22 protein-coding genes are annotated in these 22,878 nt (G+C 55.9%); 6 read left to right on the forward strand and 16 right to left on the reverse strand.

Annotated features, from left to right (window positions below; translation table 11 throughout):
* Positions 1-51: 51 nt before the first annotated feature.
* From SK54_RS21195 to ulaA, 6 genes are read right to left on the reverse strand one after another with little or no spacing between them, the layout of a single operon-like run.
* The gene (locus SK54_RS21195; protein WP_032620832.1) at positions 52-738 is read right to left on the reverse strand and encodes an L-ribulose-5-phosphate 4-epimerase; all 687 of its coding nucleotides are present in this window, start codon (positions 736-738) and stop codon (positions 52-54) included.
* Positions 731-1,591: an L-ribulose-5-phosphate 3-epimerase gene (locus tag SK54_RS21200; RefSeq protein WP_015572478.1), complete on the reverse strand. Its 861-nt coding sequence runs from the start codon at positions 1,589-1,591 to the stop codon at positions 731-733. The genes SK54_RS21195 and SK54_RS21200 overlap by 8 nt, the downstream gene beginning before the upstream one ends.
* Before the next feature lie 9 nt (positions 1,592-1,600).
* Entirely contained in the window at positions 1,601-2,251 is a 651-nt protein-coding gene (ulaD, locus tag SK54_RS21205; RefSeq protein WP_017383946.1) for a 3-keto-L-gulonate-6-phosphate decarboxylase UlaD, read from the reverse strand.
* A gap of 12 nt (positions 2,252-2,263) precedes the next feature.
* Positions 2,264-2,731 carry a PTS ascorbate transporter subunit IIA gene (gene ulaC / locus SK54_RS21210; protein WP_017694668.1) on the reverse strand — a complete coding sequence of 156 codons (468 nt, stop codon included), beginning with the start codon at positions 2,729-2,731 and terminating at the stop codon, positions 2,264-2,266.
* Positions 2,732-2,740: 9 nt separating this feature from the next.
* On the reverse strand, positions 2,741-3,046 hold the full coding sequence (gene ulaB, locus SK54_RS21215; protein WP_003856022.1) for a PTS ascorbate transporter subunit IIB: 306 nt from the start codon (positions 3,044-3,046) through the stop codon (positions 2,741-2,743).
* 12 nt (positions 3,047-3,058) lie between these two features.
* Positions 3,059-4,459, reverse strand: a complete 1,401-nt coding sequence (gene ulaA, locus SK54_RS21220) for a PTS ascorbate transporter subunit IIC (RefSeq protein ID WP_017694669.1) — start codon at positions 4,457-4,459, stop codon at positions 3,059-3,061.
* Positions 4,460-4,818: 359 nt separating this feature from the next.
* Here ulaA and ulaG point away from each other — a divergent pair, with 359 nt between their 5' ends.
* Both ulaG and ulaR read left to right on the forward strand, forming a co-directional pair.
* Complete coding sequence (gene ulaG / locus SK54_RS21225; protein ID WP_006810379.1) at positions 4,819-5,883, forward strand: L-ascorbate 6-phosphate lactonase; 1,065 nt, start codon at positions 4,819-4,821, stop codon at positions 5,881-5,883.
* 110 nt (positions 5,884-5,993) lie between these two features.
* Entirely contained in the window at positions 5,994-6,749 is a 756-nt protein-coding gene (ulaR, locus tag SK54_RS21230; protein ID WP_003856014.1) for an HTH-type transcriptional regulator UlaR, read from the forward strand.
* Here ulaR and yjfP read toward each other — a convergent pair.
* The gene (gene yjfP / locus SK54_RS21235) at positions 6,746-7,468 is read right to left on the reverse strand and encodes an esterase (RefSeq protein WP_048247916.1); all 723 of its coding nucleotides are present in this window, start codon (positions 7,466-7,468) and stop codon (positions 6,746-6,748) included. The genes ulaR and yjfP overlap by 4 nt on opposite strands.
* A 137-nt stretch (positions 7,469-7,605) precedes the next feature.
* On the opposite strand from yjfP, the gene bsmA reads away from it, so the two are divergent.
* The 3 genes from bsmA (at position 7,606) to SK54_RS21250 (ending at position 10,461) form a co-directional block, all read left to right on the forward strand.
* A complete protein-coding gene (gene bsmA / locus SK54_RS21240) occupies positions 7,606-7,935 on the forward strand; it encodes a biofilm peroxide resistance protein BsmA (protein WP_003856011.1) in 330 nt (109 codons plus the stop codon).
* A 148-nt stretch (positions 7,936-8,083) separates the two neighbouring features.
* Positions 8,084-8,359, forward strand: a complete 276-nt coding sequence (gene yjfN, locus SK54_RS21245; RefSeq protein ID WP_003856009.1) for a DUF1471 family protease activator YjfN — start codon at positions 8,084-8,086, stop codon at positions 8,357-8,359.
* A gap of 170 nt (positions 8,360-8,529) precedes the next feature.
* Complete coding sequence (locus tag SK54_RS21250) at positions 8,530-10,461, forward strand: methyl-accepting chemotaxis protein (RefSeq protein ID WP_047062250.1); 1,932 nt, start codon at positions 8,530-8,532, stop codon at positions 10,459-10,461.
* Here the strand turns inward: SK54_RS21250 and SK54_RS21255 are convergent.
* Complete coding sequence (locus tag SK54_RS21255) at positions 10,458-12,080, reverse strand: isovaleryl-CoA dehydrogenase (RefSeq protein WP_047062249.1); 1,623 nt, start codon at positions 12,078-12,080, stop codon at positions 10,458-10,460. The genes SK54_RS21250 and SK54_RS21255 overlap by 4 nt on opposite strands.
* 195 nt (positions 12,081-12,275) lie before the next feature.
* On the opposite strand from SK54_RS21255, the gene SK54_RS21260 reads away from it, so the two are divergent.
* Positions 12,276-13,550, forward strand: a complete 1,275-nt coding sequence (locus SK54_RS21260; protein WP_015572471.1) for an MFS transporter — start codon at positions 12,276-12,278, stop codon at positions 13,548-13,550.
* A gap of 91 nt (positions 13,551-13,641) precedes the next feature.
* Here the strand turns inward: SK54_RS21260 and rlmB are convergent, their stop codons facing one another.
* The 8 genes from rlmB to hflX all read right to left on the reverse strand — a co-directional run bounded on the left by rlmB (position 13,642) and on the right by hflX (position 22,809).
* Positions 13,642-14,373 carry a 23S rRNA (guanosine(2251)-2'-O)-methyltransferase RlmB gene (gene rlmB, locus SK54_RS21265; protein ID WP_015572470.1) on the reverse strand — a complete coding sequence of 244 codons (732 nt, stop codon included), beginning with the start codon at positions 14,371-14,373 and terminating at the stop codon, positions 13,642-13,644.
* Between the two features lie 63 nt (positions 14,374-14,436).
* Positions 14,437-16,878 (reverse strand): ribonuclease R, encoded by a 2,442-nt coding sequence (gene rnr / locus SK54_RS21270; RefSeq protein WP_032104769.1) that lies wholly within the window; start codon positions 16,876-16,878, stop codon positions 14,437-14,439.
* A gap of 38 nt (positions 16,879-16,916) precedes the next feature.
* A complete protein-coding gene (gene nsrR, locus SK54_RS21275; protein ID WP_003855998.1) occupies positions 16,917-17,342 on the reverse strand; it encodes a nitric oxide-sensing transcriptional repressor NsrR in 426 nt (141 codons plus the stop codon).
* 192 nt (positions 17,343-17,534) lie between these two features.
* The gene (locus SK54_RS21280) at positions 17,535-18,833 is read right to left on the reverse strand and encodes an adenylosuccinate synthase (RefSeq protein WP_003855997.1); all 1,299 of its coding nucleotides are present in this window, start codon (positions 18,831-18,833) and stop codon (positions 17,535-17,537) included.
* Positions 18,834-18,936: 103 nt separating this feature from the next.
* The gene (locus SK54_RS21285) at positions 18,937-19,134 is read right to left on the reverse strand and encodes a DUF2065 domain-containing protein (protein WP_003855996.1); all 198 of its coding nucleotides are present in this window, start codon (positions 19,132-19,134) and stop codon (positions 18,937-18,939) included.
* 71 nt (positions 19,135-19,205) lie between these two features.
* Entirely contained in the window at positions 19,206-20,210 is a 1,005-nt protein-coding gene (hflC, locus tag SK54_RS21290; RefSeq protein WP_003855994.1) for a protease modulator HflC, read from the reverse strand.
* 2 nt (positions 20,211-20,212) lie between these two features.
* Complete coding sequence (gene hflK / locus SK54_RS21295; RefSeq protein WP_003855992.1) at positions 20,213-21,472, reverse strand: FtsH protease activity modulator HflK; 1,260 nt, start codon at positions 21,470-21,472, stop codon at positions 20,213-20,215.
* A 56-nt stretch (positions 21,473-21,528) separates the two neighbouring features.
* Positions 21,529-22,809, reverse strand: a complete 1,281-nt coding sequence (gene hflX, locus SK54_RS21300) for a ribosome rescue GTPase HflX (protein WP_003855991.1) — start codon at positions 22,807-22,809, stop codon at positions 21,529-21,531.
* Positions 22,810-22,878 lie beyond the last annotated feature (69 nt).

The following is a 22,878-nucleotide window of genomic DNA, read 5'->3' on the forward strand; positions in this document are numbered from 1 at the left end:
GGCTCCGGAATACCACCGGTTACAACTGTTTCGGTATTCCAGAGCACTTATTCACTTCTGCCCGTAATAAGCATTCGGGCCATGCTTACGCATGAAATGCTTGTTCATCAGGTAATCATCAATGCCCTGAAGCTGTGGGTTAATGCCGCGCGCAATCCACGCCATTCTGGCCACCTCTTCCATCACCACCGCGTTATGCACGGCGTCATGCGCATCTTTACCCCAGGAGAACGGACCATGCTGGTACACCACAATACCCGGCGTATGCAGTGGTTCCGTCTCACCCAGCGTTTCGATAATGACCCTGCCGGTGTTAAGTTCGTACTCGCCTTCGACCTCAGCCTGCGTTAACGCTCGCGTGCAGGGAATATCGCCGAAGAAGTAATCTGCGTGCGTCGTACCCAAAGCAGGGATCGCCAGCCCGGCCTGTGCCCAGGCGGTGGCGTGCGTGGAATGGGTATGCACAACGCCCCCCAGAGACGGGTAACGCTGATACAGCGCCAGGTGGGTTGCCGTATCAGAAGAAGGGCGCCATTTGCCTTCAACGACGTGTCCTTCCAGGTCAACCACCACCATATCGTCCGCTTTCATGGCGTCATAGGCCACGCCGCTCGGCTTAATCACCACCAGCCCCTGCTCGCGATCGATGGCGCTTACGTTGCCCCAGGTAAACGTCACCAGTCCACAGCGCGGGAGATCCATATTGGCTTCATAGACCTGCTGTTTCAGCTTAAGCATGTTCCGCCTCCATCAGCCCTGCCCGCGCCATGCGCTCGCGCACCCAGTCCCGGGCTTTCGCCACTTCTGCCGCCGGGTCGTCCGCGGTTTCGCTCCACATCTCAATCAGGTAAGGCCCGCAATAACCTGTCTGTTTGAGCGTCTGGAAGCACCGTTCGAAATCCACCACCCCGGTGCCGAACGGTACGTTTTTAAACACGCCAGGACGGGTATCTTTAACGTGCACCGCCACGATATGCCCGATGCCCGCCTGAAGCTCCATCTGTACGTCGTTATCCCATGCCGACAGGTTTCCGATATCCGGATAAAGCTGGAACCATGGGTTGTTCAGATAGTGCGCATAGCCCAGCGCCTTGCTGATGGAGTTCATCAACGGATAATCCATGATCTCCATCGCCAGCGTCACCTGCGCACGGCTTGCCATCTCAACGCTCTCTTTCAGGCCCTCCCGGAAACGACGGCGCGTTTCATCGTTGGCTTCCTGATAGTAAACATCGTAACCCGCCAGTTGGATCACGCGGATGCCGACATCCTGTGCAAAGCGAATGGCTTTACGCATGATCTCCAGCCCTTCGGCGCGTACAGCATCATCTTCGCTGCCAAGCGGAAAACGACGATGAGCGCTCAGGCACATGGATGGCACGCGCACGCCGGTTTCGGCAATGGCGCTCACCAGCGCCAGACGCTGGTCGCGACGCCAGTCCAGGCGAGAAAGACGCTCGTCCGTCTCATCCACCGACATTTCGACAAAATCGAAACCCAGCTGCTTCGCCAGCTGCAACCGCTCCAGCCAGCACTCCCCCGCAGGGAGTGCCTTTTCATAGATGCCAAGCGGGACCTGTTTTGACAACATACCCGCTCCTTAACCCCAAAGCTGAGCGATTGAGCGTTTGAACTGACGCGCCGCTTCCACCGGAGACGCAGCATCACGAATGCTACGACCGGCAATAAAGACGTGAATCGGGATACCCTGGAACAGCGGCAGATCCTCCAGCGCCAGGCCACCGGTGACGGTCACTTTGAAGCCCATATCGGCCAGACGTTTGATCGCGCTGATATCGGCTTCGCCCCACGCCACGCCTGCGGCCTGCGCATCACGGCTACGGTGATAAACCACCTGCTGGATACCCGCTTCGCGCCACTCCTGCGCCTGCTCCCAGGTCCAGAAACCAGTCAGTTCAATCTGCACGTCGCCGTTGAACTCTTTCGCCACGTCCAGCGCGCCTTTCGCGGTGTTGATATCCGCACAGCAGATCACGGTGACCCAGTCGGCGTTGGCTTCAAAGCACATGCGAGAGAGGATTTTGCCCGCGTCGGCGATTTTGGCATCCGCCAGCACGATTTTATGCGGATAGAGCGCCTTCAGGTCACTAACCGCACGAACGCCTTCGCCCACGCACAGAATGGTGCCGACTTCGATGATGTCCACTTCTTCCGCAATCAGACGGGTGGTTTCGTAAGCGTGAGACAGAGTCTGGTTATCCAGCGCGACCTGCAACATTGGTAATGACATTTTCAATTCCTCTTAAACGGCCGCCGCAGTGGCGTTATCAATTAAATCCAGCACGTCCTGCGCGGTACGACAGGCGCGTAAACGGTCAAAATTAGCTTCATCATCAAACAGATTGACGATCTGCATGATCCCCACCTCCTGGTGGGTGTTGGCATCGACAGCCGCCATGGTGATCAGAATGTCGACCGGGTCGTTATCTTCGTGGTTGAACACCAGTGGTTTTTTCAACGTCACCAGCGCAAAACCGGTTTTCTTGACGCCCTCTTCGGGACGGCCATGCGGCATTGCCAGCCCCGGGGCAATCACAAAATAGGGTCCAAACTGCGCCACGCCATCCAGAATGGCCTGGTAATAATGCGGCTCGACAACGTCCGCCTTAACCAGCAGGTCCACGCCCAGCTTCACCGCTTCCTGCCAGGTGCTGGCTTCGGCCTGTAAAAGGATGGAGTTATTCTCTGCCAGCGAATCACGTAGTTTCATGTGGCATCCTTACTTCACGTCTTGTGGGAAGTGTTCTTTGATCACTTCCAGCAGCTTTGGCCCGAAATCCGCAGGCGACAGCATGTTGCGTACGCCTACCACGTATTTGTTGCCCGACACGCTAATCTCGCCGGCAATGTGCGTTGAGGCGATGATGATGTCCGCGCCGTTCAGTTCACTTTTGTATTCACCCACTGCGCAGCTGTTCACCGTGTGGTCAATGTTTGACTGGGTTAAAAACTGGTCCACTTTCATCTTCATGATCATGGAGCTACCTTGCCCATTGCCACACACAGCCAGGATACGTACGGTCATAATCGAAACTCCTTAATGAGCAGACACTTCTGCTGTTTGTTTTTCTGCATCTTCTTCAGCCCGCAGCGAACGGCCAGCGAAGAACATATAAGCCAGGGCAATCAGGATGATGACGGCCATAAAGACCAGCCCGACGGACGCAAAGCCCTGCATCATCGGCGGCGCCAGAATTGACCAGTCCGCCATGCCCATCCAGGCGCTCATGCCGGTGAGCTTGACCGCCCACACGCACCCGAAGATTTCAATCATGCCCATCACCAGGCAGATCTTGAGCGCTGCGCGCCATCCGCCGAAGTGGTTAGCAAATACGCCAATAGTGGCGTTGGAGAAGAACATCGGGATAAAGCCAGGAATAATCAGGATTGAGGAGCCACAGCCCACCAGGATGCCGACCGCAATCAGCTGGCCGATGGTGCCCCACATAAAGCCCCAGACGACGGCGTTTGGCGCAAAGCTATAGATAGCCGCACAGTCAATCGCCAGCACCGCGCCAGGGATCAGGCGCTGGGAGATGCCGTTAAACGCTTCCGACAGTTCAGCGACGAACATACGCACGCCCTGGGTGATGATGAAAATGGCCACCGCGAAGGAGAAACCGGTTTGCAGGATATAGACCGTCCAGTGGGTTTTACCCGCCATCGCCTGCACCACGTCAATGCCAAAGGAGAGAAGGATGGCACCGAAGAAGATGGTCATCACAATCGCCGTGGAGACGATGTTGTCGTGGAAGATATTCAGCCAGCCAGGCAATTTGAGGTCTTCAACACTCTCCTCTTTTTTGCCCAGGTACGGCGCAACTTTGTAAGCAATCCAGGAAGCGAACTGCTGCTGGTGACCGATGGAGAAGCCGCAGCCGTCCGTAACGTCCTGCGTTGGCTTATACATCATGTTGGAGGTGATGCCCCAGTAAAGCGAGACCAGTATTGCCGTGCAGATGACGGTGGTCCACATTGGGTAGCCGAAGATATAGAGAGAAACGGCAATCAGCCCCGCCTGCTGGAACATAATGTGCCCGGTGAGCATGATGGTGCGAATACCGGTGATGCGGCGCAGGAGCACGTAAATGATGTTCAGCGCCAGCGCGAGCAGTACCGCATACCCAACCCAGCTGTACGCATCCCCCATACGATCGATGGTGGCCATCATGGACGCGTAAGTGTCAGAGATGGCGCCGTTAATGCCGTACACCTCTGACATTTTGGCAACAACCGGCTTAAACGTGCTGGTCAGAATGCCAGACCCCGCCTGCAACAGCATAAAACCAATGATGGTTTTGATGGTGCCTTTGATGATCACGCTGACGCTTTTGCGCAGCAGGATGTACCCCAGGCACGTCACGATACCCAGCAACAGCGGGGCGTTGGTCATTACCTGATTAAAGAAAACGGTAAAGACGTTGTAGAGGATCTCCATAACTCTCTCCAGAAAATGAGAACACGAGGGGCAATCCCTGTGTGGTTGGTGTCATCACTCTATTAATCACAAATAATCATCACAAGATTGAATTTGATTATTTGTGACGGATCACGCAATTTATTTCCATGATATTAGTAATGATTTTCACTACCAATCCAAACAAATAAATAAATTCTTAAATTTCAATACATTAATCATTTATAACGGTTATCTTAACAACGTCATGAAGTTTTTTCTGTGAGGTGGCGAGGGGAATTTTCCGCAAATCAGCCATTGCAAATCGATTAAAACAGTGCCAGCATTAATCACAACAAGTCATATAGTGATTACTTTTGATTAAAACCAGGAGTCAAACGATGAGTAAAGTGAAAACCATCACCCGTGAATCATGGATTCTGAGTACCTTTCCGGAGTGGGGTAGCTGGCTGAACGAAGAGATCGAGCAGGAACAGGTTGCTCCTGGCACATTTGCGATGTGGTGGCTGGGCTGCACCGGGATCTGGCTGAAATCAGAAGGCGGCGCCAACATTTGTGTTGATTTCTGGTGCGGCACCGGCAAACAGAGCCACGGCAATCCACTGATGAAAAAAGGCCACCAGATGCAGCGTATGGCCGGCGTTGAAAAGCTCCAGCCGAACCTGCGCACCACGCCTTTCGTGTTGGATCCTTTTGCCATTCGTCAGATCGACGCCGTACTCTCTACCCACGATCACAACGATCATATCGACGTGAACGTGGCGGCAGCGGTAATGCAAAACTGCGCGGACGACGTACCGTTTATTGGGCCGCAGACCTGCGTGGATTTGTGGATTGGCTGGGGCGTGCCAAAAGAGCGCTGCATCGTGATGAAGCCGGGCGACGTAGTGAAAATCAAAGACATTGAAATTCACGCGCTGGATGCCTTTGACCGTACCGCGCTGATCACCCTGCCTGCCGACCAGAAAGCCGCAGGCGTACTGCCAGACGGGATGGATGAGCGCGCGGTGAACTACCTGTTCAAAACGCCTGGCGGTTCCCTGTATCACAGCGGTGACTCCCACTACTCCAACTATTACGCGAAGCACGGTAACGAGCATCAGATTGACGTGGCGCTTGGCTCTTACGGTGAAAACCCGCGCGGGATCACCGACAAAATGACCAGCGCAGACATGCTGCGTATGGCCGAAGCGCTGAACACCAAAGTGGTGATCCCGTTCCACCACGATATCTGGTCAAACTTCCAGGCCGATCCGCAAGAGATCCGCGTCCTGTGGGAGATGAAAAAAGACCGCCTCAAGTATGGCTTCAAGCCGTTCATCTGGCAGGTTGGCGGCAAGTTCACCTGGCCGCTGGATAAAGACAATCTTGAGTACCACTACCCGCGTGGTTTCGATGATTGCTTTACGATTGAACCCGATCTGCCGTTCAAATCCTTCCTCTGATTCTGAGGCCCAATCGCCAGACCTTGCGTCTGGCGATGTCATATTTATCTTAGTAATTTCACGCTATTTCAAATATCATCTTTTCAAATCAATTCTTATCGGAATAGCTCATGACGGAAGCGCAACGGCATCAAATTTTACTGGAACTCCTGGCGCAAACAGGGTTTATCACCGTCGAGAAAGTGATCGAACGTTTAGGGATCTCCCCCGCTACCGCGCGGCGGGACATTAACAAGCTGGATGAGAGCGGCAAGCTGAAAAAAGTCCGCAACGGTGCAGAGGCCATCAGCCAGCAGCGTCCACGCTGGACGCCGATGAACATCCACCAGGCGCAGAATCACGATGAAAAGGTGCGGATTGCCAGAGCGGCATCACAGCTGGTGAATCCTGGGGAGAGCGTGGTAATCAACTGCGGTTCGACGGCGTTTCTGCTGGGCCGTGAGATGTGCGGCAAGCCGGTGCAGATCATCACCAACTATCTGCCGCTGGCCAACTATCTCATCGACCAGGAACATGAAAGCGTGGTGATCATGGGCGGCCAGTATAACAAGAGCCAGTCCATCACCCTGAGCCCGCAGGACAGTGAAAACAGCCTCTACGCCGGGCACTGGATGTTTACCAGCGGCAAAGGCCTGACGGCGGATGGCCTGTATAAAACCGATATGCTCACCGCAATGGCAGAGCAGAACATGCTTAACGTGGTGGGCAAGCTGGTGGTGCTGGTCGACAGCAGCAAGGTCGGTGAGCGCGCTGGCATGCTTTTCAGCCGCGCCGAGCAAATCAGCATGGTGATCACCGGCAAAAACGCCAACCCCGAGATCCTCAGCAAGCTCGAGGATCAGGGTGTCACAGTGCTGCGCGTTTAAAGGTGCTGACGGAAGAATTCCACGGTTGACTCCAGCGCGGCCGGGGTAATACGGTGCCGGACACCCGCTCCCCACAGGCAGGTCAGATTGCTGTCCAGCCCTTCGCGCTGTAGCGCCTGTTGCAGGCGGAACGTTTCACCGGGCGGTACGACGTCATCGGCATCCCCATGCCACAGCAGCAGCGGACGATCGGCCAGCTGTGAAAGCGCATGGCTGACGTCCCATTCAGACAACAGGGTCTCAATCTCCTGAGGGGCCTGCGGCGGGAACAACGTCTTTGCCAGTGATGTAAAGTAGCCCGATCCCATCAGGCAAGCCAGGGACGTCACCTCCGGATGCCTGGTCATGATCCCCAGCGCCGTCATTCCGCCCATTGATGCCCCTGCGACCGCCAGCCGTTTCCCCTCCACCAGCCCGGCCTGCAAGAGCGCGTCACGCAGCCCGGCGAACTCGGTCAGATTGCCGTGCAGCGTTTGCCAGAACAGCCCCAGCCGCGCCTGCTCATCGCCCGTAAAGCGTGCCCCATGATTCGGCGCATCAGGCATGACCACCCGGAAACCGGCCTGCGCCAGCGCGACGGCAAAATAGCTGTAGACCAGCTTCGAGGAGAGAAAGCCATGATAGAAAACTACCGTCGGCAGCGGCTGGTCACCTTTACCAGCCGGAAAAGCATGGATGATTTCATGCTCATTCAGCTGGCGAGTTTCAATTTCAATCATTGTCGATCCTGTGCTGATGAATGATTCATAATGTTGAGAGCTGGATTACGGTTTCACGATATTTTCATTCGAAATCTACGTCCCAGATAACACTTCGGGAACATTCCCCCAAAACTAAATTCGCAGACAACTACACTATGGCTATCAGGAAAAGAGACAGGTTTATGCGCAGGCTTACCGCTTTATTGCTGGTCTCACTGCTCAGCGGATGTTCCGTATTGCAGGGTACGCCAGAACCGGCGCCGCCGGTTACCGATCATCCTCAGGAAATTCGTCGTAATCAGACGGAAGGATTACAACGCCTGGGTACCGTATCCGCGATGGTTCGTGGTTCCCCGGATGATGCAGAAGACGCAATTGAAGCACAGGCCGTTGCCGCAAAAGCAGATTATTACGTCATCACGATGATTGATGAAACCATTATTACGGGACAGTGGTACGCCCAGGGAATTTTATACCGTAAGTAAGCATCATCATTTGAACGACTTTTACACTGCTTTGCGTCCGTAGACATTTTCCTGTCCACAATAAACTCCATGCCAGCAACAATGGAAATGAGTTTATTCGCGAAGGATTGCCCGGCGGATACCGGAGACACGTGAAAAGGAGCTGACGATGAAACGAACCCTTGCTTTAACGACGCTATTGCTTTCAGCGGGCCTGCTGAGCACCACGGCGCAGTCGGCCGAATTTGCCAGCGCGGATTGCGTCACGGGCCTGAACGAGATTGGTCAGATCTCCGTCAATAATATCACGGGGAGTCCGCAAGACGTTGAACGTGTCGTCGCCCTGAAGGCCGATGAACAGGGCGCATCCTGGTATCGCATCGTCCAGATGCAGGAAGATCACCATGTTAATCACTGGCGCGTGCAGGCCATTCTTTATGCATAATCCCTTTCGATAAAAGCCACTTAATTTTAGTGGCTTTTCACTTTTGCAAATTTTTTATCTCTCCCGAAACCTAACGAAAACAAACATGTAACATTCAGTTACATTAAACAGGTAAACGTTATCTCTGCTCTGCCGTTGAACAGCCATCACTTTTCAATAATGAGCAATTTATGATCACCTTTTTCCGCCGGGCAGGTCTGGGCACGAAGCTATCGCTGCTAACAGGTGCCAGTGTCGCCACGCTTTTTTTGCTGTTCACTTTTCTGTTGAGCCACAACGCCAGCCAGCAGCTTGAAGATCTTGCGGTTGAAGACCTGCACAACCAGTCCACCGGCATGGTGGATATGGTCGAGATGTTCAACACCAGCCTGAGCGAAGAGGTTGAAAGCTATACCCGTCTGTTCACCACCTTTTTGCCACAGCCGCTGAACAGCGACAACAGCCAGAGCCGGACCATAAACGGGCTTACCGTTCCTCTGCTGAAAGGCGGCGAAACGGAGTTGCATGAAAACAATACGCTTTCTGATGACTTCCTGAGCCGAACGGGAGCCATCTCGACGCTGTTTGTCCGCAGCGGTAACGATTTTATCCGCGTGGCCACGTCGCTGCGCAAAGAGAATGGCGACCGCGCCATCGGAACCGTTCTTGATACCACCAGCCCGGCATTTGCGGCTGTCACCAAAGGGGAGGTCTATCGCGGCCTCGCGCTGCTGTTCGGCAAGCGCTATATCACGCAGTACCAGCCTGTTAAAAATGCGGAAGGCCAGGTTATCGGGATTATCTTTGTCGGCGTGGACATCACCCATTCGTGGAACGTCATGCGCGAGAAAATCCTTAACCGTCGTCTGGGCGAGAGCGGCCACTTCTTTGTACTGGATCGCAGCAGCGGCAAAACGCGCGGACAGTATCTGTTCCATGCCAGCGAAGAGGGCAAACTGCCCAACTGGGACACGGCGACACAGCAGCAGCTTCTGAGTGATAAAGCCGGCACGCTGGAGCGCGTGAGCGCAGATGGCCGTACGCTCAAAGTTGCCTACACGCCGCTGCCGGGCTGGAACTGGACCATCGTGGGTGAAGTGGATAAAGCCGTACTGCTTTCAAGCGTCACCACGCTGCGCGATCGCTTCCTGATGGCGGGCGTGGTGCTATCCGTGCTCTTCGCGGGCCTGTTCGTTATCCTCATTCGCCGGATGCTAACCCGCCCACTGCGCGCAGTGATCGCGCTTGCCCGGCAGTATGCCGCAGGCGATCTGCGCGCCAGCCTGCCGGTAACCCGCCAGGATGAGGTCGGCCAGCTGATTGATGCCATCAACGGGATCGGGGGCGGCCTGCAAAAAATTGTGTTGCAGGTCCGCGAGGCCGCAAGCGAAATCCATCTGGGGACTAACGCGCTGGCTTCAGACACCGGCGAGATCTCTGAACAGATCAACAAACAGGCCAGCAGCGTTGAGGAGACCTCCGCCAGCATGGAGCAATTAGCCGCCACCGTGCAGCAAAATGCCGCCAACATGGAGCAAACTCAGCAGCTGGTGGGGGAAACCTCACGCGCGGTGCATCAGGGTGGAGAGACGGTGACCCACGCAGTTTCCACCATGGATGATATTCGTGATGCATCGAAACGCATTGAAGACATTACCCGCGTGATTGAGTCCATCGCTTTCCAGACCAATATCCTGGCGCTCAATGCGGCGGTTGAAGCGGCGCGGGCGGGCGAGCACGGGAAAGGTTTCGCAGTGGTGGCGCAAGAGGTGCGCGCCCTGGCCGCACGCAGTGCCAACGCGGTAAAAGAGATTGAACAGCTGATTGGCGACACGCTGAACAAGGTGAGCGAAGGCCATGCGCTGTCTGAGCAGACGCGTCTGGCGATGGATGCCATCATTGTTCATATCGATAACATCAGCCAGCTTGTCACCGAAATCAACCACGCCTCCCGCGAGCAGTCTGCGGGGATTGGTCAGGTGAATCTGGCGATGACGCACATCGGTGAGGCATCGCACATCAATGCCGATCGCATCTCGCGCAGCGAGCAGACGGCACAGACGCTGCGCGAGAAGGGTTCACATCTCACCCGGCTGGTGAGCCTGTTCCAGCTGAAGGCTTAACCGACCCGGCCCGTGGCGCGCAGAAGCAGGTCGGTTTGCACCTGTTCGCTCATCAGCGTGCCGCCTCGGGTATCCAGCATCATGCGGCACCACGCCTGCGCCACGGGCGGCGATGCGTGCCGCAGCATCTGGCTTCCGGCCCCGAGTAAAAAGAGCTGCCGCGCGATCTCCCTGCCCTGCGCTTCCTGCGGTTTACGCAGCTTCTGCTGTAGCTGCCGCCAGCTGCGATCGAAGTGCCTGTCCTGACCTTTGACCTGCACGAAATCATCGGCGAGCAGGTCGAGAATGCCCGACTGCTTCGCCAGCACGCGCAGTACATCCAGGCACATAATATTGCCAGAGCCTTCCCAGATGCTGTTGACGGGCATTTCACGGTACAACCGCGGAAGTTCACTCTCTTCGCAATAGCCTGCACCGCCCAGCACCTCCATTGCCTCTGCCACAAACGGTATGCCCGCTTTGCAGACGCTGTATTTTGCCGCCGGAGTGAAAAGCCGCGCCCATGCGGCCTCCTGCGGGTCGGTGCGGTTGTCCCACGCCCGGGCGAGTCGGAACAGCAGTGCCGTGTGTCCCTCCAGCACCAGCGCCATACGGCTTAGCACGTCGCGCATTAACGGCTGGTCGATCAGATTTTTGCCGAAGGTCTGCCGCTGATGGGCATGATAAAGCGCCACCGAGAGCGCACGGCGCATCAATCCGTGGCTGCCAAGCGCACAGTCAAAGCGCGTCAGCCCGCCCATCTTCAGAATTTGCCGGACACCTTCACCCTCTTCGCCCAGCAGCCAGCCGTAAGCATCAAGGAACTCAGCCTCACTGCTGGCATTTGAACGGTTACCGAGCTTGTCCTTCAGACGCTCAAGGCGCACGGCATTACGTTGCCCGTCGGGTAAAAAACGCGGAACAAAAAAGCAGGAAAGCCCGCCCTTCGCCTGCGCCAGCACCAGATGCGCATCGCTCTGCGGCACGGAGAAAAACCATTTGTGCCCCACCAGCCGGTAACTGCCATCACTGCATTTCTCTGCTTTGGTGGTATTACTGAGTACGTCCGAACCGCCCTGCTTTTCCGTCATCCCCATACCGATCAGCAGGCCGCGCTTTTGCGCCCCCGGCGCGAGATGGGGATCGTAGCGATCGCTCATCAGCGGCGTTAACCAGTTGTCAAACGGTTTGGGCAGCGACTGTAGCAACAGCGGCGTGGCGGCGAAGGTCATGGTCACCGGGCATAGCGTTCCCGCCTCCACCTGAGCATGCAGCACAAAACGCGCGGCCCGGGCGACGAACGATCCTTTCCGCGCCTCCTCCTCCCACGCCAGGTTGTGCACCCGGTTGGCGCAAAGCCCCTGCATCAGAAGATGCCATGCCGGATGAAAGCGGACGTCATCCAGCCTCGTTCCCGTGGCGTCATAACGCAGCAGCTCCGGCGGATTAACGTTCGCCAGCCTGCCCAGCTCCAGCGACTCCGCCGTACCCAACTGCTGTCCGATGCTGGCAAGAAGATCCACATCCCACTCAGCCCCTTCGCGCGCTACCGCATCGCGCAGGGCGCAATCAGAGAGAAAAAGGTTGCTGTTCGATAGCGGTGCAGGTTGATTAAAAACGGTATGTGTCTGCCAGTGCATGCTGTCTCCCTCCTTTCATTGGCAATAAAGGTAAGTATGGACAGAGGGCATGCACGCTGCATGGGAGGGGGGTCACACGATGACGATCGTGTTGATATCATTCGTGAAATAGCTCACAGAACATAAGAATAAACTATTTCATTACTTCACTAATGCTGAATAATTTATTCTTACCCCGTTTTTGTGAGGATCGTTATGCAACAGGATGCGCACAAGCGTGCATTAATTGCAGGCTCCATCGGTAATTTCATCGAGTGGTATGAATTTGCGGTCTACGGTTTTCTGGCAACGGTGATTGCCAGAAACTTCTTCCAGCTTGAGGGGGAAGCGGAGCTCACCAGCCTGATCCTCACCTGGGCCTCGTTCGCCATCGCTTTCTTCTTCCGTCCGCTGGGTGCGGTGGTCTTTGGCCGCATTGGCGACAGGATTGGCCGCAAACCGACGCTGATTATAGTGCTGGTATTGATGACGCTCGCCACCGCTGCCATCGGTATTGTGCCGGTCTACGCCAGTATCGGGATTGCCGCGCCGCTGATCGTTACGCTCCTGCGTATTCTGCAAGGACTGTTCGCGGGCGGTGAGTATGGCGGTGCGGTCTCATTGATGACGGAGTTCGCCCCGCGCGGCAAGCGCGGTCTTTACGGGGCATGGCAGTCCTTTACCGTGGCGCTCGGGCTGTTAGCGGGCGCAGGCATTGTCGCGTTGCTCTCTGCCCTGCTCTCCCCTGAAGCCTTGCACGACTGGGGCTGGCGCATTCCGTTCTTCCTGGCGCTGCCGATGGGTGCGGTCGCGCTATGGCTGCGGGTGAGCATGGAAGAGACGCCGAGCTTTGTGCAGCAACGGGAAAAACCGGTTGTTACTCAGGCCAGCACCGCCGCCACGTTCAAAACCATCCTGATGGGCATTGGCCGCGTGATGGTCTGGTCTGCGGCGGGTTATACCTATCTGGTGATTATGCCGACCTATCTGCAATCTGCGCTGCACACCGGTTTTAACCAGGCGTTACTGATTGCGGTGATTTCTAACATTGGGTTTGCGCTCACGATCATTCCGTCGGGCATGCTGAGCGACAGGATCGGGCGGCGCACGGTGATGATTATCGCCACCGTGCTCCTGCTGATCCTCGCCCTGCCGCTGCTGAAAATTTTGCAGGCGGAATCCAGTACGCTGGCAGTCAAAGCGATTGTGGTGCTGATTGCGGGGGGTCTGGTTGGGATGCTGGCAGGGCCGGGGCCGGCAATGCTGTCTGAGATGTTCCCGACGCGCGTGCGTTATACCGGGCTGGGGCTGGCCTATTCTCTGTCGAATGCGATCTTCTCGGGCTGTGCGGGGCTGATCATTACCGGGCTGATTAAAGAGACGGGCAATCTGGATATTCCGGCGTACTACGTGATGGCAACGGCGGTGGTGAGTATTTTCGCGCTGATGACGCTGAGAAAGGATGACCATTTACGGTCGTTAGAGGAGTGAGATTGTTGCCCGGTGGCGCTGCGCTTACCGGGCCTACGGTACCATGCTTTTGTAGGCCGGGTAAGGCGAAGCCGCCACCCGGCACAACAGGCTACCCGCGCTGACGCACCGCTTCAAACAGGCAGATACCCGTCGCAACAGAAACGTTCAGGGACGATACGCTGCCCGCCATTGGGATGCTGATCAGCTCATCGCAGTGCTCGCGCGTCAGACGACGCATACCTTCGCCTTCCGCTCCCATCACCAGCGCCATACGGCCGGTCATTTTGCTCTGGTACAGGGTGTGATCCGCTTCACCGGCTGTTCCTACGATCCAGATATTTTCTTCCTGCAACAGACGCATGGTGCGCGCCAGGTTAGTCACGCGGATTAACGGGACGTTTTCCGCCGCGCCGCAGGCGACTTTTTTAGCGGTAGCGTTAAGCTGCGCGGAGCGATCTTTTGGCACAATCACCGCATGCACGCCTGCTGCATCGGCGCTACGCAGGCACGCGCCCAGGTTATGTGGGTCGGTTACGCCATCGAGGATCAGGAAGAACGGGTTCTCCAGCCCGGCGATCAGATCCGGCAGATCGTTCTCCTGATACTGACGGCCTGGCTTCACGCGCGCGATAATGCCCTGGTGTACAGCACCTTCGCTTTTTTCATCCAGATACTGGCGGTTCGCCAGCTGGATCACTACGCCCTGCGCTTCCAGCGCGTGGATCAGCGGCATCAGACGTTTGTCTTCACGCCCTTTCAGAATAAAAACTTCCTGAAAACGCTCCGGCGCGCGCTCCAGCAGGGCCTGCACCGCGTGGATGCCGTAAATCATTTCACTCATTGATGGTTCTCGTAATAAATATTTTCCCTCTCCCGTTGGGGAGAGGGTCAGGGTGAGGGGAAATTACTCCGCCTGCTGTTTCTTCGCCGCGCGCTTCGCTTTGGTCGCGGCCGCTATTTTTTGGGTCTTGGTCGACGGTTTTTTCGCTTTACGAGCGTCTTTTTTCGCCGCCTTGGGCTTCTGTTTCTTCTCGCCACGGAAAGCACTGTCTGGCTCAAAGTTTACTCTTTTACCTGCCTGACGTCGCTTACCGCCCGCTTTACCGTTACCGCCTTTTTTCGCTTTCTCACGCTCGGTTTTGCCGACGTTACGCGGAGCACGCTCGCTGGAGATGAGGCTGAAGTCGATTTTACGGTCGTCCATATTCACGGCTTCAACCTTCACTTCCACCCGATCGCCCAGACGGTAGGTCTGGCCGCCGGATTCGCCGATCAGACGTTGTCCGACCTGGTCGAAGCGGTAGTAATCGTTATCGAGGCTGGAAACGTGCACCAGACCGTCGATAAACAGCTCATCCAGACGCACGAAGAAGCCAAAGCCGGTGACGCTGGCAATCACGCCTTTAAAGACGTTACCCACCTGATCCAGCATAAAGTCACACTTCAGCCAGTCCGCCACGTCGCGCGTCGCTTCATCCGCACGACGCTCGGTCATGGAACAATGCTGGCCCAGTTGCAGCATCTCTTCCATGGAGTAGTGATACCCTCCGGTTTCGGTCGTGTTGCCTTTATGACCCTGCTCGTGCGCCAGCAGATACTTGATCGCACGGTGCAGGGACAGATCCGGATAACGGCGGATCGGCGAGGTAAAGTGCGCGTACGACTGTAACGCCAGACCAAAGTGGCCCCGGTTTTCAGGATCGTAAATCGCCTGCTTCATGGAGCGCAGCAGCATGGTTTGCAGCATTTCCGCGTCAGGACGATCGCTGATGGATTCCAGCAGCTCGGCGTAATCGCGTGGCTCAGGCTTATTACCGCCAGGCAGCTCCAGACCGAGTTCAGCCAGCACGGAGCGGAACGAGGTTACGGCCTCCGTGGTTGGCTTGTCGTGAATACGGAACAGCGCAGGCTCTTTGGCTTTCTCAACGAAACGTGCCGCCGAGATGTTCGCCAGGATCATACACTCTTCAATCAGCTTGTGCGCATCGTTACGCTGAGTCTGTTCGATACGCTCGATACGACGCTCAGCGTTAAAGATAAACTTCGCCTCTTCACTCTCAAACGAGATCCCACCGCGCTCTTCGCGCGCCTGATCCAGCGTTTTGTAGAGGTTGTGCAGCTCTTCGATGTGTTTGACCAGCGGCGCGTACTGTTCGCGAAGATCCTGATCGCCCTGCAACATATGCCAGACCTTGGTATAGGTCAGGCGCGCATGAGAACTCATCACCGCTTCGTAGAACTTATAGCCCGTCAGACGTCCCTTGCTGGAGATGGTCATCTCGCAGACCATACACAGGCGGTCCACCTGCGGGTTGAGGGAACACAGGCCGTTGGAGAGCACTTCTGGCAGCATCGGTACAACCTGCGACGGGAAGTAGACCGACGTACCGCGGCTGCGCGCTTCGTTATCCAGCGGCGTGTGCGGACGCACGTAATAGCTCACATCCGCGATAGCCACCCACAGACGCCAGCCGCCACCGCGTTTTTTCTCGCAATATACGGCATCATCGAAGTCACGGGCGTCTTCACCATCAATGGTGACCAGCGGCAGATCGCGCAGATCCACGCGGCCTGCTTTGGACTCTTCCGGCACTTCTTCACGCAGGTTTTCAATCTGATCTTCAACCGCTTTCGGCCAGACATACGGAATTTCATGGGTACGCAGCGCCATATCGACGGCCATGCCGGTGCCCATGTTATCGCCCAGCACTTCGACGATTTTACCCACCGCTTTGGTGCGACGGGTTGGGCGCTGGGTGAGTTCCACCACCACCACAAAGCCCATGCGTGCGCCCATCACCTCTTCAGGCGGGATGAGAATGTCGAAGCTCAGACGGCTGTCGTCCGGCACCACAAAGCCTACGCCCGCATCGGTAAAGTAACGGCCTACAATCTGGCTGGTTTTCGGCACCAGCACGCGGACCACGCGCGCTTCGCGGCGGCCTTTACGGTCTGCACCCAGCGGCTGCGCCAGGATCTGGTCGCCGTGAATACACATCTTCATCTGTTCGGATGAGAGGTACAGGTCGTCTTTACGGCCTTCCACGCGCAGGAAGCCGAAGCCATCGCGATGACCAATAACGGTGCCTTTCAGCAGGTCGAGGCGTTCTGGCAGCGCGTAGCACTGGCGACGAGTAAAGACAAGTTGCCCGTCACGTTCCATGGCGCGCAGGCGGCGGCGAAGGGCTTCAATTTGCTCTTCACCTTCAATGTTCAGTTCAACGGCAAGTTCTTCACGATTGGCGGGTTTTTCGCGTTTTGTTAAGTGTTCAATGATGAACTCGCGGCTGGGGATAGGATTCGCGTATTTTTCGGCTTCGCGTTCCTGGAAAGGATCTTGTGACATGTCGGTTCCTCCGTTGTCAGCTCCGGTGGAAATTTTCTTCATTCCACCAGCAATAATTTATAAAGCGGTTGATTCTCTTCAACCAAATCGGCCAGCGTGTAGTTATCCAGTTCCTTGAGAAAACTTTGCACGGCCTTTGAAAGCGCCTGTTTCAGGCGGCAAGCGGGCGTAATGTGGCAGAACGCGCTGCTACAGTTCACCAGAGAGAGCGGCTCCAGTTCACGTACCACATCGCCAATACGGATACTCTGCGCCGGTTTACCGAGACGGATCCCTCCATTCTTCCCGCGGACGGCAGCAACGTATCCGGCACGACTAAGTTGATTGATTATTTTGACCATATGATTACGGGACACACCGTACACCTCTGTGACTTCAGAGATGCTGGTCATCTTCCCATCGGGTAACGACGCCATGTAAATCAGCGCGCGTAAGCCGTAATCGGTGAAACTTGTTAACTGCACATCAACCTCAGGAAAAAGGGAAAACGCGGTCAAACCGCAGAGATATTCATTAATGATGATAAACCAGCCAGATAGTTAGCGGCTAATTTATTTGACAGACGGGGCGAAAAAGCGGAGATCCAGGAGCGGTCGCCGGATGGCGCTGCGCTTATCCGGCCTACGGGTTTCCCCGCAGGCCAGCAGTCACGAAGATTATGCGTCGAACGGGTCGCGCAGGATCATCGTTTCAGTACGATCCGGGCCGGTAGAAATAATATCGATCGGCACTTCGGTCAGTTCTTCAATGCGCTTGATGTAGTCCAGCGCGGCTTTTGGCAGGCCACTACGCTCTTTCACACCAAATGTGGTCTCAGACCAGCCCGGCATGGTTTCGTAAATTGGCTCAATGCCTTCCCAGTCGTCAGCAGCCAGCGGAGTGGTGGTCACTTCGCGGCCATCAGGCATACGGTAGCCTACGCAGATTTTTACTTCTTTCAGGCCGTCCAGTACGTCCAGCTTGGTCAGGCAGAAGCCAGACAGGGAGTTGATCTGCACTGCGCGACGTACGGCAACGGCGTCCAGCCAGCCGGTACGACGACGACGACCGGTGGTCGCGCCAAACTCGTTACCCTGCTTGCAGAGGAACTCGCCGGTCTCATCAAACAGTTCGGTCGGGAATGGACCTGCACCCACGCGAGTGGAGTACGCTTTGATGATGCCCAGAACGTAATCGACATAACGCGGGCCCAGACCGGAGCCGGTTGCCACGCCACCCGCGGTGGTGTTAGAGGACGTTACGTACGGATAGGTACCGTGGTCGATGTCCAGCAGCGTACCCTGCGCACCTTCAAACATGACGAAATCGCCACGCTTGCGCGCCTGGTCCAGCAGATCGGACACATCAACAACCATACCGGTCAGAATATCAGCAATCGCCATGACGTCATCCAGCACTTTCTGGTAGTCAACGGCTTCGGCTTTGTAGAAGTTCACCAGCTGGAAGTTGTGATATTCCATCACTTCTTTCAGTTTTTCAGCGAAGGTCGCTTTGTCGAAGAGGTCACCCACGCGCAGACCGCGACGAGCCACTTTATCTTCGTAAGCCGGGCCGATACCACGACCGGTGGTGCCAATCGCTTTCGCGCCACGCGCTTTTTCACGCGCCACGTCCAGTGCCACATGATAATCCAGGATCAGCGGGCAGGCTTCGGAGAGCAGCAGACGCTCACGAACAGGGATACCACGGTCTTCCAGACCTTTCATCTCTTTCATCAGCGCAGCGGGAGACAGCACAACGCCGTTACCGATGATGCTGGTGACGTTTTCGCGAAGAATGCCTGATGGAATAAGATGGAGGACGGTTTTTTCACCGTTGATTACGAGAGTATGGCCTGCGTTGTGACCGCCCTGGTAGCGTACAACATATTTAGCCCGTTCAGTCAGAAGATCAACAATCTTCCCTTTACCTTCGTCACCCCATTGGGTGCCCAGTACGACGACGTTGTTACCCATTTTTTCAAAATCACCGTTTGCTTAAAAATGGATTCTACCATCGCTTTTTCAGATATACAGCACTTTTTGACCCTAAAATATGCCAATTGCGGTTAGTTTTTGATCAGCCAATCGTTTTCCTCAACATGTAGTAGATAACGATACCGGCAACCACAAGACCACCGCCAAAACGACGCAAAATATTGTCCGGGAGTTGGCTCATTGTCGCGATCATCCGGCGCCATGCGCGCGGATAGAGCATCGGGCCGAGGCCTTCCAGCACCAAAACCAGGGCCAGTGCGAGCCAGATCGTGGAGTTCATTTTTCATCCTTATAAAAGAAAACCACCGCTCCGTGAAGAGCGGTGGTTTGAATACTCAAACGAGCCTGAGTTTATCGCGTTGCGTTGGTCGGCGTCTTCATATAACGGAAGAAATCGCTGTCCGGGCTGAGCACCATCACATCCTGGTTGCTCTTGAAGCTATTCTCGTAAGCGCGAAGGCTACGGATGAAGGCGTAGAAGTCTGGATCCTGGCTGAATGCATCAGCAAACAGTTTAGCCGCTTCGGCATCACCTTCACCGCGCAGGATACGACCCTGGCGCTCAGATTCCGCCAGCGTCTTGGTTACTTCATAGTCCGCTGCCGCGCGCAGTTTTTCCGCTTCTTCCTGACCCTGTGAACGGTGACGACGGGCTACCGCTTCACGCTCGGCGCGCATACGGTTGTAGATCGCCTCGGACACTTCCGCTGGCAGGTTGATCTGCTTGATGCGCACGTCAACCACTTCGATGCCCAGTGCCGCCATACTGTTCGGGTTGATCACCGGCACTTTACCGTTGGTTTCAGCCTGAACACGTTCAGCCGCTTTGGCAATCGCATCGTCTGCCGCCGGGGTTTCAACTTCATCTTCGGTGCCCGCAGAGCCGGAGTTCAGCGCATCACGCACTTCCAGCGTCAGACGACCACGGGAGTCGGTCACGATGTCTTTCACATCCAGACGACCAATTTCGGAACGCAGACGGTCAGAGAACTTACGTTTCAGCAGCACTTCTGCCTGAGAAACGTCGCCACCCCCGGTTGCCAGGAAGTAGCGGCTGAAATCGCTGATGCGCCATTTGATATAGGAATCAACGATCAGGTCTTTCTTCTCTTTGGTCACGAAACGATCGGCCTGGTTATCCATGGTCTGGATACGCGCATCGAGCGTTTTCACTGACTGAATGAACGGGATCTTAAAGTGCAGACCCGGCTCATAAATCACCGGACGCTTGTCGCCGTCACGCACGACGCTGCTGAACTGGAACTTGATCCCACGTTCGCCCTCTTTCACCACAAAGATGGAGGTGTAGAGCACGACCAGTACGATGATGATGATCGCAATAACTGACTTACGCATCCTTATTCCCCCTGACGCTGGTAGTCGTTACGCTGCGCGTTAGCACGGCGTTGGTCCATAATGTCACCATCGTTCGAAGAAGGCGTTGTGTTCGCGCTGGCGCTGCCAGACGAGGCCGGTGGCAGACGCAGCAGGTTGTTCGCACCGCTGTTGTCTTTTGCTGCCGGTGCAGAACCGCCTTTCAGCATCTGATCCAGCGGCAGGACCATCAGGTTTCCGCCTTTGTTGTCGTTAACCAGCACTTTACGCGTATGGCTCAGCACTTTTTCCATGGTCTCGATATAGAGACGCTCACGGGTAATTTCCGGCGCGGCTTTATATTCCGGCAGGATCTTCGCGAAGCGAGCCACTTCACCCTGTGCTTCCAGGATGGTCTGGGTCTTATACGCACGCGCTTCTTCCAGAATACGCTGCGCCTGACCGTTTGCACGCGGCTGAACTTCGTTGGTGTACGCTTCCGCTTCACGGATGTACTGCTGTTCGTTTTCACGCGCGGCAATCGCATCGTCAAACGCGGCTTTCACCTCTTCCGGCGGACGTGCAGCCTGGAAGTTGACGTCCAGCAGGGTGATACCCATGTTGTACGGACGGATGGTCTCTTCCAGCTCACGCTGGGTATCGCTACGAATAACGGTACGACCTTCGGTCAGGATACGGTCCATGGTGTATTTGCCGATCACGCCACGCAGGGCGCTGTCGGTTGCCTGACGCAGGCTGTCATCGGCGCTGGTCACGCTAAACAGATAACGTTCCGGATCGGTCACGCGGTACTGTACGTTCATCTCAACGCGCACCACGTTCTCGTCAGAGGTCAACATCACGCCAGAGGCGGCCAGTTCACGGACGGACTCCACGTTAACCGCGGTCACGTCATCGATGAAGGTCGGCTTCCAGTTCAGGCCCGGCTCAACCAGATGGCTGAACTTACCGAAACGGGTGACCACGCCGCGTTCTGCTTCTTTAATGGTGTAGAACCCGCTGGCTGCCCAGATGATTACCACCGCAGCGGCGACAATGCCCACCACGCGGCCACCCATTGGCGGGCGCGGACTCTGAGTGGAATTGCCACCCGAGCCAGAACCTTTTCCTCCGCCAAGGCCACCAAGCTTTTTGCTCAGTTTGCGGAAGATATCATCCAGATCCGGCGGCCCCTGCTCGCGACCACCTTTGTTGCCATTTCCCCCAGAGTTGCCGCCTTGATTATTGCTGCTTCCCCACGGGTCGCGGTCTTGTCCGTTATTACCGGGCTGATTCCACGCCATGTATATGCTCCATATTTGTTATGCAAGGGCGAATTTTTCAGGCTTCCCCTTTCTGATCAGACGATATAGTCCGCCAGCGCAGGTTCTTGTTTACAGAGGCGACGCCAGTCAACGATCGGCATACGCACCTGCATCCCCACGCTGCCGTCATCCTCCATCCACTCTTTTTCTATCGCCTGAAGCTGATAAAACCGGCTGCGCAGCCTGCCTTCCTGTGGCGGCAGTCGCAGCGTGTGCTGAGCTACCTCACCGGAAAGACGTTCTGTCAAAGCCTGGAAAAGCAGTGGCACACCAATCCCGGCCTGAGCAGACAGCCAGACCCGAATCGGTTTGTTCTCTTCGTCTCGGTCAATACGCGGTTCGAAATCGTCCAGCATATCGATCTTATTCATCACCAACAGGGTGGGAATTTCGTGGGCGTCGATCTCTTCGAGCACCACGTTCACCGCGTCGATGTTCTCCTGCACGCGTACGTCCGCCGCATCAATGACGTGCAGCAGCAGGGTCGCCTGACGCGTCTCCTGCAACGTCGCTTTAAACGCCGCGACCAGATCGTGCGGCAGATGGCGGATAAACCCTACGGTATCCGCCAGCACCGTTTCACCCACGTCTGCGACGTCAATACGGCGCAGGGTTGGGTCCAGGGTCGCAAACAGCTGGTCTGCGGCATACACCTGGGCCTCGGTTATCTGGTTAAACAAGGTGGATTTACCGGCGTTGGTATAGCCCACCAGCGACACCGTTGGGATATCGGCTTTCGTTCGCGCCCGACGCCCCTGTTCGCGCTGTTTCTCTACACGTTCCAGACGTGAAAGGATCTGGGTTATACGCCCACGCAGCAAACGGCGGTCGGTTTCGAGCTGGGTTTCACCCGGGCCGCGCAAACCAATCCCGCCTTTTTGTCTTTCAAGGTGTGTCCAGCCACGCACCAGACGCGTCGCCAGATGGCGCAACTGCGCCAGCTCAACCTGCAACTTACCCTCGTGGGTACGCGCACGCTGAGCAAAAATATCTAAGATCAACCCCGTGCGATCGATTACACGGCATTCGCAGAGAGCTTCCAGGTTACGTTCCTGAGCCGGAGACAGCGCATGATCAAACAGCACAACGGATGCGCCGGTTGCTTTTACGGCATCCGCAATTTCAACTGCTTTACCTTCACCAACAAAGTACTTCGGGTGCGGCGCTTTACGGCTACCGGTAATCACCTGCATTGCTTCGACACCGGCGGAAGAGACCAGAGATTCAAACTCCTGGAGGTCTTCCATATCTTTGTCTTGCGAAAAATAGATGTGTACCAGCACCGCCTGCTCACCGGCGTCATAACGGTCAAACAAGCGTAAACCTCTCTAAAAAGATCAGCGGGGAACGCAGGATCCCTGGCTCCCCGTGTGGATAACAGCCCA

Source organism: Enterobacter sp. MGH120, from assembly GCF_001037725.1.
In the GTDB taxonomy this organism is placed as follows: domain Bacteria; phylum Pseudomonadota; class Gammaproteobacteria; order Enterobacterales; family Enterobacteriaceae; genus Enterobacter; species Enterobacter hormaechei_C.